Source organism: Halorubrum sp. JWXQ-INN 858 (assembly GCF_009806985.1).
Lineage (GTDB): Archaea > Halobacteriota > Halobacteria > Halobacteriales > Haloferacaceae > Halorubrum.
On record NZ_WUAX01000016.1, the window covers coordinates 523,871 to 536,391 of the forward strand.

Below are 12,521 nucleotides of genomic sequence, written 5' to 3' on the forward strand. Positions count from 1 at the left end.
TTAAAAATCAACGGGATTATCGCGTATATCGGAACGTTTCGATGGATCCCTTCGTTTTTGCCGGAACATATACGCTCATAATCGATCAGTCGCGAAGCCGTGAGGAAACGAACACTCCGTTTGAAAGTTCACGAGACGTTGAACGGCGCGCTCGGCCGAACGGCGATCGGAGCCGCATTCGGTGGGTCAGGATCAACCGACGGCGACGACCGTCCCGACGCCCTTGCTCGCGCCCTCCCGGAAGACGAACCGCTGCCCGGGCTCGACCAGGTACGGCCGGAACTTGAACCGGACGCGCGTCCGGCCGGTGTCGCCGGGGAGGAGCCGGCCCTCGGCGGGGGCGAACACCGCCGCCTCCGAGAGCGTCTCCAGGTGGACCACCGGCTCGTATCCCTCCCGGATCCGGGTCGGGTGATTGAGCACCATCACCTCCGCCTCGAACTCGCGGACCGGCTCGGGCGCCGCGTCGCGCGGGAGCAGCGCCATCCCGCGTTCGATCTCCCTCTCGTCGACGCCCTTGAGGGCGATCCCGACGATCCGTCCCGCCGTCGCCTTGTCGACGCGGTGGTAGTGCATCTCGATCGACCGCACCTCAACCTCGCGGAAGGAGCCGTCCGCGAACGGGCCGAGCAGGAGTTCGTCGCCCGCCTCGACGGTGCCGGAGTTCACCGTTCCGGAGGCGACCGCGCCAACGCCCGTCACCTTGTAGCTCCGGTCGATGTACATCCGGAACGCCTCCCGCTCCGGCGTCGCGCGCTTCGGCAGCGTCTCGAACAGCCGGTCGAGGTCGTCGATCCCGTCGCCGGTCACCGCGCTCGTCCGCAACAGGGGGACGACGCCGTCGCCGACCTCCGCGACCGCGACGTCGACCCCGTGGCGGTCGACGAGCAAGGGGGTCTGTCCGGCGTTCCGCAGCGTCGACTCCACCTCGCGTTCGACCGCGGCGAGCCGCTCCTCGCTCACGGCGTCCGCCTTCGTGATCGCGACGATCGTCGGGAGCTCCGTCGCCAACAGGATCCCGAGGTGCTCACGCGTCGTCCGCGTCGGCCCGTCGTCGGCGGCGACGACGAGCAGGCCGTAGTCGAGCTTCTGGCCGACCAGTCCGCGAATCGTGGTCCGAAGCCACGGCTCGTGGCCCACGGTGTCGACGAAGGAGACGAGCCGATCGGCCCGCTCGACGACCCCCGCCCGGTCCGTCTTGCGGTGTGGGTTGTCCATGCGGACCGGCTCGTCGGCGTCGTCCGCGAAGCCGTACACCGCGTACGAGAGGTCCGCGGAGAGCCCCCGCTCGACCTCGTGGGGCTGGACGTCGAGGAACCCCCGCGTCCCGCCCTGTCCGTCGTCGGCGCGGCCGGTGACGAGGGTGCCCACGAGCGTCGACTTCCCGTGGTCGACGTGGCCGGCCGTCCCGACGACGAGGTGGTCGTCGTCGGCCTCGAACATCCCGCCCTCGCGCAGGGTCGCGAGCCCGACGAGCCCTTCGACGTCGCCGTTGCCGGCGGAGCCCGCGCTCCACGTCTCGACGTCGGCGATGTGGGCGTCGGCCTCCTCGGCGAGCAGCGAGAGCACGTCCATCGTCTCGGAGAAGGCGTCCGGCGAGATCCCGGCGAGCCCGCCGGCATCGGTGACGCCGAGGACGTAGGTCGCCTCCCCGTCGCCCGAGAGGACTCGGTGACGGAGCTGCGCCACGAGCGACTCCATCCGCCCGTCGACCAGGTGGACTTCGCGAGTCAGCCGCTCCTTGAACTCGATCGCGCCACCGTCGCGCTCCCCACGCTCGATGGTCCGTCGGAGGACGGACCGGTCAGCGCTCATGGCCGGGCGTAGGCGATAGCCGGCTTTAACGGTTTTCGTGGGAAGATAACTCATGCCATACCCGAAGCGACGGCGGCCTTTTTAAGGCTCGCCGAGAGGGGACGGCATGGACGAACGCGTACGCGAACACGCGGCGGTGCTGGTCGACTGGAGCGCGCGGGTCGAGGCGGGCGACGACGTCGTCGTCAGCGTCGCCGAGGACGCGCACGAGCTCGGGGTCGCCGTCGCCGCGGTGCTCGGCGAGCGTGGGGCGACCGTGACGACCCTGTACGGGTCCGACGAGGTCGAACGCGCGTACTTAAAGGGTCACGAGGCCGGCGACGCCGAGGGGTTCGAGGAGCCCGCCGTCGACCGCGCGCTCTTCGAGGCGGCGGACGTCTACCTCCGGATCGGCGGGGGCCGGAACACGACCGCGACCGCGGACGTCGAGGGCGCGACCCGTCGGGCGTACGCGACCGCGAACGCCGGCGTCCGGGAGGCCCGGATGGACACCGATTGGGTGTCGACGGTCCACCCGACCCGCTCGCTCGCACAGGGGGCGGGGATGGCGTACGAGGAGTACCAGGAGTTCGTGTACGACGCGGTGTTGCGCGACTGGGCGGCGCTCGCCGAGGAGATGGCCGAGCTGAAGGCGATCTTCGACGCGGGCGACGAGGTGCGGGTCGTCACCGAACGCGACGACGCGCCCGACACCGACGTGACGATGTCGATCGCGGGACGAACCGCCGTCAACTCCGCCGCGTCGGTCGCGTACGACTCGCACAACCTCCCCTCCGGCGAGGTGTTCACCGCGCCGTACGACACCGAGGGCGAGGCGTTCTTCGACGTGCCGATGACGATCGACGCGACGCGCGTGCGGGACGTTCACCTCGTGTTCGAGGACGGCGAAGTCGTCGACTTCTCGGCCGGGAGCGGCGAGGACGCGCTGGCGTCGATCCTCGACACCGACCCCGGCGCGCGGCGGCTCGGCGAGCTGGGCGTCGGGATGAACCGCGGCATCGACCGCTTTACCGACTCGATCCTGTTCGACGAGAAGATGGGCGACACCGTCCATATGGCTGTCGGGCGCGCCTACGACGCCTGCCTCCCGGAGGGGGAGACGGGCAACCAGAGCGCGGTCCACGTCGACGTGATCGCCGACGTGAGCGAGGACTCGTTCATCGCGGTCGACGGCGAGGTCGTCCAGCGGGACGGGACGTTCCGATGGGAGGACGGCTTCGAGGGCTGATCGAGGGACTCCCTGCTCGCGGAGTTACAGTCGTTCGACGAACGTCGCGTCCGCGGAGGTGTGTCCCTGGTTGAACGACAGCACCTTCGCGCGGATCACGTCGCCCTCGCCGACGGAGCCGGGGATCCCCTCGGTGAAGACGACGAACCCCTCGACCTTCCCGACGGCGACCTCCTCGCCGGAGTGGTGGTCGGTGAGTTCGGTGACCCCGAACTCGTAGGTGCCGCCGATCTCGACGGGCGGGTCGCGCGCTCTGGCGGCGTCGTGGGCGCGTTTCGACTCCCGGGCGTCCGTCGACGGTCCGCGGAGCCGGCGAACGACGAGGAGGAGGACGACCGACAGCGCGACCCCCGCGGCGACGTAGTGGACGGGTTCCATGCGGGCGAATGGCCCGGGACCCTTTTCAAGCGGTCGGTCGGCGACGGCGGCTCGCTGGGTGGCGCGCTGGGTGGCTCACTCGGCGAGCCCGAGCAGGTCGAACGGGTAGCCGTTGTCGTTGTCGTCGGCGTACTCGTACACGACGTGGGCGGTCGCGACGTCCTGGATCGCGAGGCCGGTCGAGTCGAAGACGCTGACTCCGGTCACGCCGCCGTCGCCGGCGCGGCCCGCGCGGTTCCCGACGACGATCTCGCCGATCTCGCCGTAGACGTCGTCGTCCGTGAGCGTCCCGGCGGCGTAGGGGACGTTGATCTCGCCGGAGTGGGTACACTGCTCGTGGTCGTCGATGACGATCGTCGCGTCGAGCAGCAGCTCGTCGGCGAGCTCGTGTTTCCCCTCCGCGTCCGCGCCCATCGCGTTGACGTGCGTGTGCTCGCCGACGTCGTCCGGGCCGACGATCGGCGTCTCGACGGGCGTCACCGTCGAGAGGACGTCACAGTGGCCGGCCTCCGAGATGGAGCCGGCACGGACCTCGAACCGGTCGGCGAACGCGTCGATGAACCGGGCGACGCGCTCCTCGTCGAGGTCGCTGACGACGACCTCCTCGATGTCGCGCACCTCCGCGATCGCCTCGAGCTGGGTGTACGACTGGACGCCGGCGCCCACGATCCCGAGCGACGAGGCGTCCGCGACCGCGAGGTGGTCGGTGGCGACGGCGGCGGCCGCGCCGGTCCGTTTCATCGTCAGCTCCGTGCCGTCCATGATCGCGAGCGGGAACGCCGTCTGGGGGTCCGAGTAGACCATCGTCCCCATCACGGTCGGGAGGTCGAACGCCTCCGGGTTGTCGGTGTGGACGTTCACCCACTTGATCCCGGCCGCGTCCCAGTCGCCCGTGTCCATGTACGCGGGCATCGACCGGAAGTCGCCGTTGTACTCGGGGAGGTCGATGTACGACTTCGGCGGCATCTGTGCGTCGCCGCGCTCGTAGGCCGCGAACGCGCCCTCGACCGCGTCGATGACGCGGTCCATCTGTGCGTTCTCGTCGACGTCGTCGCTGTTGAGAAGCAGCGTCTGCATGTGGCCAGACTTGCCGTTCAGGTATTTAATTCATGTGAGACGCGTCGCTCCCGGAGCGACCTCCATGCGGTCCCCGTTCTCGTCGGAACGGATCCGAAAAAACGCGCGTTCGTTGGCGATTCGTCGGTCAGCGGTCGGCTGCCGGCCGATCGACGGCCGGTCGGTGTCGTGGGGAGCGAGTGCGTCCGGCCGGGGTTACATCATGCCGCCCATCCCGCCGCCCATGCCGCCCATCCCGCCGCCGGGCGCGCCGCCCTCGTCGCCGTCGCCCGAGGTGGACAGGTCGCCCGCGGCGATGATGTCGTCGATCTTTAAGACGAGGTTCGCGGCCTCGGTCGCGGAGGCGATCGCCTGCTCTTTCGCGTGGGCGGTCTCGACGACGCCCGCCTCGAAGGTGTCCTCGACCTCGCCGGAGAACACGTTGAGCCCGGCGTTCTCCTCGCCGCCCTCGTGGGCCGCGCGGAGGTCGACGAGCAGGTCGATCGAGTCGAGCCCGGCGTTCTCGGCGAGCACGCGCGGGATCAGTTCGAGCGCGTCGGCGAACGCCTCGACGGCGAGCTGCTCGCGGCCGGAGACGGAGTCCGCGTAGTCGCGGAGTCGGCGGGCGAGTTCGACCTCGATCGCGCCGCCGCCAGGGAGCGTGCGCCCGTCGGAGACGGTCGTGGCGACGACGTCGATCGCGTCGTTGACGCCGCGCTCGAGCTCGTCGACCACGTGGTCGGTGGAGCCGTACAGCAGCAGCGTGACGCCGTGAGCGTCCTCGCCTTCGACGTAGAACAGCCCCTCGGCCTCGTCACGCCGGACCGAGCCGACCGCGAGGTCGTCCGCGGTCAGCGAGTCGAGGTCGGTGACGATGTTCGCGCCGAGCACGTTCTTGAGGAACTTGATGTCGGACTTCTTCGTGCGGCGGACCGCGAGGATCCCCTCCTTCGCGAGGTAGTGCTGTGCGAGGTCGTCGATCCCCTTCTGACAGAAGACGACGTCCGCGCCGGAGTCGACGATCGCGTCGACCTTCCCGCGGAGCTGCTGTTCCTCGCTGTCGAGGAACTGCTGGAGCTGGTCGGGCGACTCGATGCTGACCGCGGTGTCGACGTCGGCCTCCTCGACCTCGATCGGGTCGTTGAGCAGGAGGACGTTCGCCTCCTCGAAGTCCGTCGGCATGTCGTCGTGGACGGGGTCCTTGTCGATCACCGCGCCCGAGAGGAGCTCGGACTCGCCGGCCGAGCGGCCGGTGCGGGTCTCGATGTTGAGGTTCTGGAGGTCGACGACGTGCGAGCCGTCGTCGGCCTCGACGGTGACGCCCTGGATCGCGCGGACGATGAGGTCCGCGAGGACCTCCTTTTCGAGCTCCGCGCCCTTGCCCGTCATCGACGTCTCGGCGACGTTCATGAGCGTCTCCGTGTCGTCGGCGTCGACCTCGTGGGCGATGTCGTCGACCTGCTCGCGGGCGTACTCGCTCGCGAGGTGGAAGCCCTTGATGACCGCCGTCGGGTGGATGTCCTGTTCGAGGAGGTCCTCGGCGTTCTTGAGCAGCTCGCCGGCGATGGCGACGGCGCTCGTCGTGCCGTCGCCCGCCTCGTCCTCCTGGGTCTGGGCGACCTCGACGATCATCTCGGCCGTCGGGTTGTCGATGTCCATCTCCTGCAGGATGGTGACGCCGTCGTTCGTGATGGTGACGTCGCCCATCGAATCGACGAGCATCTTGTCCATCCCCTTCGGCCCGAGCGTCGAGCGGACGGCCTCCGCGACGGCTCGTGCCGCCGAGATGTTGTACTCCTGTGCGTCCTTATCCTGGACACGCTGGGCGTCCTCGCCCATAATGATCATCGGCTGCCCCTGCTGCATTCGCTGACTCATACACTGCCTGATTGATTGTGATTCTATATAAAACTTTTGCTGGCGGTCGGAAGCGGCGGCGCCGCCGGCGGTCGGAGAGGATCGGGAAAACCGTTGGACCGAAGCCTCCTACTCCGAACAGTCACGAGGAGAGTTAACACGGATCTTGGGATGGGTCCACGTCGCTGACGGCCGAGTTTATATACGGTTTCCAGTGCCGAAGTGTATGTATGATTTCCGACACCGAAAGGGACGTCGCTCATGTCCGTGGATCGGCAGGATCAGTCGGGACGGAGGGGACAGAGGGGACAGAGGGGACGGCAGAATAGCGGAACGGCAGAACGGCGGAGACGGCGGGAATGGCGGAAAAAGCCGGCCTCGCAACCGTCCGGTCACGAGACTGTGAGACGACTACTCGGTATCGAGCCACTCGTCGAGTTCGTCGGGCTCGGGGAGATACTCCGAATCCTCCGCGTCGAGCGTCGGCTCCGGCGGTTCGTCGGCGGCTTCCAGCTCTCGTTCGTTGAGGCGGCTTTCGAGCTGCCGGCGCTTGTTCCTGCCTTTCCGCTCGCGGCCCGATTTCGTGTCTGGCATCGTCACCCATGACAACACCACCCATACACATGAATCTTGTGTCGCCTCGTCGATCGGTTCGGGACCCTGACGGCGCGACCGGCGCACCGCTAGGCGTCTGATCGTTTCGAGAACGCCAGGAGAGGGATTTGAACCCCCGATCCCGGAAGGGAACACGCTTTCCAGGCGTGCGCCTTACCACTCGGCCATCCTGGCTCGATCGAACGTAATCCGCTGGGACTGTTAAGTCCTTCTCTTCGCCACCCGGTGTTCGACCCCGTACGTCACGCCGGCCGACCCGACCGCGACGCCGGCGGCGACGACGAACAGCCACGCGTACGCGAAGGGGAGATCACCGTCGAGCAGGAGGTACCCCTGCGCGAGCACGAGGAAGGAGAACCCGCCGACGAGCCCCCACAGAACCGCCGACTTCGCTCGGTTCCGGGGCGTCGCCGGAGCGCCCGGCAGGGGGGCGTCGCCCTCGGCGTCCTCGGACCCACCCGAACCGTCGGCCCCGGTCGGCATCTACTCCAGGCTGGCGACCGCCTCGATCTCGACGCCGACACCTTTCGGAAGCGCGCCGGCCTGCACGGCCGACCGCGCCGGCGGCGACTCGTCGAAGTAGCCCGCGTACGTCTCGTTCATCTCCGCGAAATCGTCGATGTCGGCGAGGAAGACGGTCGTCTTGAGCACGTCCTCGGGCTCCGCGCCGGCCTCCGCGAGGACGGCCACGAGGTTATCGAGCGCCAGCGCAGTCTGCTCGGCGATCGGCGCGTCGTCGCGGAGCTCACCCTCGGTGGTCAGCGGGATCTGCCCGGCGGTGAACACGAGGTCGCCGTTCGTCGTCGCCTGGCTGTACGCGCCGACCGCTTCGGGAGCGGCGTCCGTGTGAACGATCTCTTTCATGCGACGACCTGGTCCGCGGGGACACTTAAGTGTGCGCGAGACGGCCACGCCCACGCACCGTCCTTCGTCCCGGGTGGCCTTCGTCCCGGGTGGCCTTCGTCCCGGGTCCTCCTCGTCCCGGATCCCCTTCGCCCTGGGTCTCCCTCGTCCCGGATCCCTCCCTTATTAAACCCTCACGGCCCTCGCCGACGTATGATCGGTTCGCTCGTTGCGACGGCGTTCTGGGCGATGCTGCCAGCGTACGTCCCCAACAACTTCGCGGTGCTCGCGGGCGGCGGTCGCCCGATCGACGGCGGCAGGAAGTGGAACGGCAGCCGGGTCCTCGGCGACGGGAAGACGTGGCGCGGCACCGCCGTCGGCACCGCGGCCGGGTTGGCCATCGCGCTCGGGCTCAACGCGCTCAACGAGCCGATAAGCGGCGCGCTCGGCGTGGAGCTCCCCGCTTTCGAGCTTCACGCGGCGCTCGCGCTCGCGTTCGGGGCCATGCTCGGCGACATCGGCGCGTCGTTCGTCAAGCGGCGGTCGGGCCGCGAGCGCGGCGCGGCCTTCCCCGGGCTCGACCAGCTGGACTTCGTCGTCGGCGCGCTGCTTTCGGCGTTCATCGTCGCCCCCGGCTGGGCCCTCGGCGTGTTCACCCTCCCGGTCCTCGCCGTGATCCTCGTGATGACGCCCGTGCTCCACGTGACGACGAACGTCGTCGCCTACAAGCTGGGGCTCAAGAACGAACCCTGGTAGGAAACGAACCCCTCAGAAGACGACGCCGACCGAACGGGAAGGACGGCGTCGACCGAACGCCGCGGCCGACGGTCGAGCGGCGGCGTCTGACGTAAGAACTAATGTTCACTCGCGGCTGATCGGTGTATGGGCATCATGAGCAAGATCCTCGGCGGGGGCGGAAACCGGTCGGTCGACGACTACGTCGAGCTCGACATGGACGACTTCGCCGAGGCGAGCGCCGAAACGGGAATGCGGGTACACATCGCCGAGATCGGCGACCAGAGCGACGTCATCCCGATCAAGGACGCCGTCTACGACGGCGACTTCGTCATCGCGGACATCACCCGCCACTCGACGTCCGACCGGACCGTCGAACACATCATCGACGAGCTCCGCCAGGTCGCCCGCGAGGTCGACGGCGACATCGTCCAGAAGGGCGACGACCAGATCGTGTTGGCCCCGACGGGCGTACGGATCTCCCGCGAGAAGCTCTCGTAGGGCGTACCAGCACCCCTCGACCCTCTCGAGCCGCCGCTCCACGCCTCGGGGGTGAACCGTGCGATATATGCCCGTCTCGCGCCCACTGTCGGACGAATGGACGAGCCGGTCCTGCTCACGGGCGCTGGTGGACGGGTGGGTCAGGCCATCCTCCGCGGCATCGGCGACGACTACGAGTGGCGACTCCTCGACCGCGAGCCGCTGCCGGCGGCGAAGGTCCCCGACGGCGTCACCGACGCGGACCGCCACGTCGCGGACATCACGGACGCCGACGCCGTCCGCGAGGCGGTCCGCGGCGTCGGGGCCGTGATCCACCTCGCGGGCGACCCGCGGAAGACCGCGCCGTGGGACTCGGTCCTCCGGAACAACATCGACGGGACCCAAGTCGTGATGCGGGCGGCCGCCGAGGCCGGCGTCCGGAAGTTCGCGTTCGCCTCCTCGAACCACGCCGTCGGCGGCTACGAGACCGACGAGCGCGTCCCCCAGCTGTACCGCACGGGGGACGACTACCGGCTCGACGGCACCGAACTCCCCCGCCCGGGCAACCTCTACGGCGTCTCGAAGGCGACCGGCGAGTTCCTCGGCCGCTTCTATCACGACGAGTTCGACATGAGCGTCGTCTGCGTCCGCATCGGGAACCTCACGGAGGGCCACCCGCCGCGCGAGTACGAGCGCGGCCAGGCGATGTGGCTCTCACACCGCGACTGTGCGCACCTCTTCGACCGGAGTCTCCGCGCCGACTACGGCTTCGAGGTCGTGTACGGCATCTCCGACAACGACCGGAAGTACTACTCCATCGACCGCGCCCGCGACGTGTTGGGGTACGACCCGCGCGACAACTCCGCGGACTACACCTTCGAGGGCGAGCCGAAGCCCGGAACCGACGCCGCGCTGCCCGACGACCGACCCGTATAGGTCGGCGGCGCTCGGCTCCCTCCCCGCGGCCGGTCCGCCGTTCGCGCACGGCTCCCTCGCCACGAGCCCGCCCGCGATCAGAAGAGGTCGTCGACGTCGCGCCGCTTCCGCCGTTCGCGCTCGACGTGGTCCGCGAGCCGCGCGGCGATCTGCGGGCGCGCATCGGGCGTCCTGACGAACGCGAACAGCAGCTCCGCGAACCGCGTTCGCCCGGTTCCACGCTCCTCCCGTGCGAGCCGCGCGGCCGCCTCGAAGAGGCCGTCGCCGTCGGGATCCCTCGCAGCGTCGACCCCGACGGTCGCCGCGAGCGCCGGCGCGAGCGCGAGCGTCGCCTCGAAGTCGAGGTCGTCGAAGCCGACGGCGACGCCATCGATCCGGAGGGTCGGCGGCCGGGCCCGCTCGATCCGTTCGGGGTCCGCCGCCAGCCGCCGACACCACCGTCGGATCGGGGCGAGCGCGAGCCCCCGCCGCGTCGGGCCGAGGTCGTCGAGGTAGCCGGCCGCCCCGACTCCGCAGCCGACCGCGCCGGCGTAATTCCCCGATCGAGCGTGGTGTGTCGCGGCCGCGAACTGGATCAACCCGTGAAGGAGCCGCTCGTCCGCGCCCCCGTCGAGCGGGAGCCACGCCGCCTCCCACGGCTCGTGAGCCGCGAGCCAGTGGCCCTCGTTGAACAGCGCGACGCCGGCGCGGAGTGCCGCGTCGACGTCCGGGGGAACCCCTTCGCTTCCGGTGGAACCGCCCGTCCCGTCGGCGGTCACGACGTCCTCCGTGGACGTGCCCGTGTCCGTGTCCGTACCCGTGCCCGCGGGCCGGCTCGGCGGTCGGTCGGAGCCGCCGGTACCGCCCCGTTCCGGCGGTTCGTGGTGATCCGTGCGCTCATGGGGTGTCGTGGTCGTGCGGACGAAAAAGCGGTTCGGCGGGCGGGGACGTGGCCGCTACTCCAGGAGGTCGACGAGCTCGTTCACGTCGTCGACGATTGCGTCGGCCGGGACCGCCGCGAAGGCCCGACGGCCCGACTCGCCGGTCAGCCCTCCGGTGAGGACGCCGATCCCGTAGTAGACGCGCGACTCGTCGTCCGCGTCGGCGTTGCGGGCGGTGCGCACGTCGTCGAGGGTGTCGCCCGCGAACGCGACCCGCTCGGCGTCGAACCGCTCCGCGAGCGTCACGAGCGCCCGTGGGTGGGGTTTCCCCTCCTCCCAGTCGTCCATGGTGAACCGGTGGTCGGCGGCGACGTCGAGCCCGACCCGGTCGAGCGCGATCTCGGCCTCGGCCGCGGGCCGCCCGGTCAGGACGCCGACGTCGAAGCGGTCCGTCAGGTCGTCGATCGTCGCCGGCTCGACCAGCACCGGCTCGTCGTGGATGTATCCCGCCGTCTCGAACGGCGGCTCGCCGCCCTCGAGGTCGCGGTACAGGTCAGCACCGAGGTACAGCGCCTGGAACACGTCGCGAAGCCGTTCGGTGTCCCACTGGTCGCGGACGCGCGCTTGCGAGACGCTCGGGAGGTCGGCGACGACGCGCTTGGCCGCGTCCAGCCCGCCCCCGTGGTCGGCGACGGCGTCGGTGAACGCGTCGACCTCCATGCGGAGCCCCTCGCGGCGCGCCAACACGTACAGCGCGGCGGCGTACGTCAGCTCCCAGTCGTTGTTGAACCCGCCGGCGTCCTTGAACGACTGGACCGCGTCGCGGTCGATCGTCTTGCCACAGACGCGTTCGATCGATTCGAGGATCGCCCGGCGATAGGAGTCCGCGACGTCTACCAACACGCCGTCGATGTCGAGGACGACTGCGTCGACCTGCATATACGCCTTGGGCGACGGGAAGCGGAAAGAACGTTCCGGGTCGGACGCGGCTAGCGGTTCCCGGGATCGTCCGCCGAGCCCGATTCCCGTGAGCCCGACCTGGACCGCGACCCCTCCGCACCGGGCACGCCGCCCGCACCACGCCCGGATCCCTGACGCCCGGAGCGCGCGATGAACAGCGTCTCGCCCGGGACCGACCGCCGCCGAACCGGGACCGTCGGCTCCTCGAACCCGAGCGTCGTGAACAGGCAGGCGGCGTCGAGCCGGTCCGCGAGCGCGACGGTCGGGCGCTGGAGCTCGGCCGGGAGGTTGCAGGCGTAGACGGCGTCGATCCCGGAGGGTGCGCCCCCCTCTCCTGAGTCCGGGCCCTCACCGACAAGGACCGTCGCGAGCGGGTCCGGGTCGTCCGCGAGCGCGACGACGTCTCCTCGGCGTAGTCGCAGCGACCCCGATCGGTCACCGTCGGTGTCGGCGGTGTCGGCGGTATCGGCGGTGTCGGCGGTGTCGACGGTGTCGGCGGTGTCGGCGGCGTCGGCGGCGTCGGCGGCGTCCACCGTGCCGGCGGCGTCCACCGCGTCGACCGTTTCGGCCGCGTCGATCTCGATCACGTCGATCGCGACGACGTGTCGTCCCCTGGTCGCGAGGGCGCAAGCCACGCCGGGGCGGTTGCCGACGCCGACCTCGAGGAGCCGGTCGAAGGCGGCGAGTTCGTCGACGAGCGCGCGACGCGATGGGGATACCACGGCGGGGGGTTTATGAGCGCCGCGGTCAAAAGCGGT

General features: G+C 69.8%; 14 protein-coding genes and 1 tRNA gene. 4 read left to right on the forward strand and 11 right to left on the reverse strand.

What is annotated here, in order from left to right; all coding sequences use genetic code 11:
- Nucleotides 1-192: 192 nt before the first annotated feature.
- Nucleotides 193-1,815 (reverse strand): GTPBP1 family GTP-binding protein, encoded by a 1,623-nt coding sequence (locus tag GRS48_RS14440; RefSeq protein WP_159487768.1) that lies wholly within the window; start codon nt 1,813-1,815, stop codon nt 193-195.
- Between the two features lie 106 nt (nt 1,816-1,921).
- Here GRS48_RS14440 and GRS48_RS14445 point away from each other — a divergent pair, with 106 nt between their 5' ends.
- On the forward strand, nt 1,922-3,043 hold the full coding sequence (locus tag GRS48_RS14445; protein WP_159487770.1) for an aminopeptidase: 1,122 nt from the start codon (nt 1,922-1,924) through the stop codon (nt 3,041-3,043).
- 24 nt (nt 3,044-3,067) lie between these two features.
- Here GRS48_RS14445 and GRS48_RS14450 read toward each other — a convergent pair whose 3' ends face one another.
- From GRS48_RS14450 to GRS48_RS14480, 7 genes are all read right to left on the reverse strand, one after another.
- Nucleotides 3,068-3,421: a hypothetical protein gene (locus GRS48_RS14450; protein WP_159487772.1), complete on the reverse strand. Its 354-nt coding sequence runs from the start codon at nt 3,419-3,421 to the stop codon at nt 3,068-3,070.
- A 75-nt stretch (nt 3,422-3,496) separates the two neighbouring features.
- Nucleotides 3,497-4,498, reverse strand: coding sequence for an ornithine cyclodeaminase family protein (locus tag GRS48_RS14455; RefSeq protein ID WP_159487774.1), 1,002 nt, complete (start codon nt 4,496-4,498; stop codon nt 3,497-3,499).
- 195 nt (nt 4,499-4,693) lie between these two features.
- Nucleotides 4,694-6,343 carry a thermosome subunit beta gene (thsB, locus tag GRS48_RS14460; RefSeq protein ID WP_159487996.1) on the reverse strand — a complete coding sequence of 550 codons (1,650 nt, stop codon included), beginning with the start codon at nt 6,341-6,343 and terminating at the stop codon, nt 4,694-4,696.
- A gap of 402 nt (nt 6,344-6,745) precedes the next feature.
- Nucleotides 6,746-6,928: a hypothetical protein gene (locus GRS48_RS14465; RefSeq protein WP_159487997.1), complete on the reverse strand. Its 183-nt coding sequence runs from the start codon at nt 6,926-6,928 to the stop codon at nt 6,746-6,748.
- 113 nt (nt 6,929-7,041) lie between these two features.
- Nucleotides 7,042-7,123 (reverse strand) — tRNA-Ser (locus GRS48_RS14470).
- Nucleotides 7,124-7,150: 27 nt separating this feature from the next.
- Nucleotides 7,151-7,432, reverse strand: coding sequence for a hypothetical protein (locus GRS48_RS14475; RefSeq protein WP_159487776.1), 282 nt, complete (start codon nt 7,430-7,432; stop codon nt 7,151-7,153).
- Nucleotides 7,433-7,813 carry a Rid family detoxifying hydrolase gene (locus GRS48_RS14480; RefSeq protein ID WP_159487778.1) on the reverse strand — a complete coding sequence of 127 codons (381 nt, stop codon included), beginning with the start codon at nt 7,811-7,813 and terminating at the stop codon, nt 7,433-7,435.
- A 192-nt stretch (nt 7,814-8,005) separates the two neighbouring features.
- On the opposite strand from GRS48_RS14480, the gene GRS48_RS14485 reads away from it, so the two are divergent.
- From GRS48_RS14485 to azf, 3 genes are all read left to right on the forward strand, one after another.
- Nucleotides 8,006-8,548: a CDP-2,3-bis-(O-geranylgeranyl)-sn-glycerol synthase gene (locus tag GRS48_RS14485; protein WP_159487780.1), complete on the forward strand. Its 543-nt coding sequence runs from the start codon at nt 8,006-8,008 to the stop codon at nt 8,546-8,548.
- A 126-nt stretch (nt 8,549-8,674) separates the two neighbouring features.
- Nucleotides 8,675-9,028, forward strand: coding sequence for a cell division protein SepF (gene sepF / locus GRS48_RS14490; protein ID WP_159487782.1), 354 nt, complete (start codon nt 8,675-8,677; stop codon nt 9,026-9,028).
- A gap of 96 nt (nt 9,029-9,124) precedes the next feature.
- Nucleotides 9,125-9,943, forward strand: a complete 819-nt coding sequence (gene azf / locus GRS48_RS14495) for an NAD-dependent glucose-6-phosphate dehydrogenase Azf (RefSeq protein ID WP_159487784.1) — start codon at nt 9,125-9,127, stop codon at nt 9,941-9,943.
- A gap of 77 nt (nt 9,944-10,020) precedes the next feature.
- On the opposite strand, the gene GRS48_RS14500 is transcribed toward azf, so the two are convergent.
- The 3 genes from GRS48_RS14500 to GRS48_RS14510 all read right to left on the reverse strand — a co-directional run bounded on the left by GRS48_RS14500 (nt 10,021) and on the right by GRS48_RS14510 (nt 12,485).
- Nucleotides 10,021-10,701 carry a DUF309 domain-containing protein gene (locus tag GRS48_RS14500; RefSeq protein WP_321168476.1) on the reverse strand — a complete coding sequence of 227 codons (681 nt, stop codon included), beginning with the start codon at nt 10,699-10,701 and terminating at the stop codon, nt 10,021-10,023.
- Nucleotides 10,702-10,878: 177 nt separating this feature from the next.
- Nucleotides 10,879-11,742: a TIGR01548 family HAD-type hydrolase gene (locus GRS48_RS14505; RefSeq protein WP_159487786.1), complete on the reverse strand. Its 864-nt coding sequence runs from the start codon at nt 11,740-11,742 to the stop codon at nt 10,879-10,881.
- Nucleotides 11,743-11,792: 50 nt separating this feature from the next.
- Nucleotides 11,793-12,485 (reverse strand): UPF0146 family protein, encoded by a 693-nt coding sequence (locus GRS48_RS14510; protein ID WP_321168477.1) that lies wholly within the window; start codon nt 12,483-12,485, stop codon nt 11,793-11,795.
- Between the last annotated feature and the right edge of the window lie 36 nt (nt 12,486-12,521).

Bases quoted from the DNA above. Each gene is read 5' to 3' on its own strand.
- GRS48_RS14485 (WP_159487780.1), top strand. From the start codon at position 8,006: ATGATCGGTTCGCTCGTTGCGACGGCGTTCTGGGCGATGCTGCCAGCG.
- GRS48_RS14475 (WP_159487776.1), bottom strand. From the start codon at position 7,432: ATGCCGACCGGGGCCGACGGTTCGGGTGGGTCCGAGGACGCCGAGGGC.
- GRS48_RS14455 (WP_159487774.1), bottom strand. From the start codon at position 4,498: ATGCAGACGCTGCTTCTCAACAGCGACGACGTCGACGAGAACGCACAG.
- GRS48_RS14505 (WP_159487786.1), bottom strand. From the start codon at position 11,742: ATGCAGGTCGACGCAGTCGTCCTCGACATCGACGGCGTGTTGGTAGAC.
- GRS48_RS14465 (WP_159487997.1), bottom strand. From the start codon at position 6,928: ATGCCAGACACGAAATCGGGCCGCGAGCGGAAAGGCAGGAACAAGCGC.
- GRS48_RS14450 (WP_159487772.1), bottom strand. From the start codon at position 3,421: ATGGAACCCGTCCACTACGTCGCCGCGGGGGTCGCGCTGTCGGTCGTC.
- GRS48_RS14480 (WP_159487778.1), bottom strand. From the start codon at position 7,813: ATGAAAGAGATCGTTCACACGGACGCCGCTCCCGAAGCGGTCGGCGCG.
- GRS48_RS14440 (WP_159487768.1), bottom strand. From the start codon at position 1,815: ATGAGCGCTGACCGGTCCGTCCTCCGACGGACCATCGAGCGTGGGGAG.
- azf (WP_159487784.1), top strand. From the start codon at position 9,125: ATGGACGAGCCGGTCCTGCTCACGGGCGCTGGTGGACGGGTGGGTCAG.
- GRS48_RS14445 (WP_159487770.1), top strand. From the start codon at position 1,922: ATGGACGAACGCGTACGCGAACACGCGGCGGTGCTGGTCGACTGGAGC.
- sepF (WP_159487782.1), top strand. From the start codon at position 8,675: ATGGGCATCATGAGCAAGATCCTCGGCGGGGGCGGAAACCGGTCGGTC.
- thsB (WP_159487996.1), bottom strand. From the start codon at position 6,343: ATGCAGCAGGGGCAGCCGATGATCATTATGGGCGAGGACGCCCAGCGT.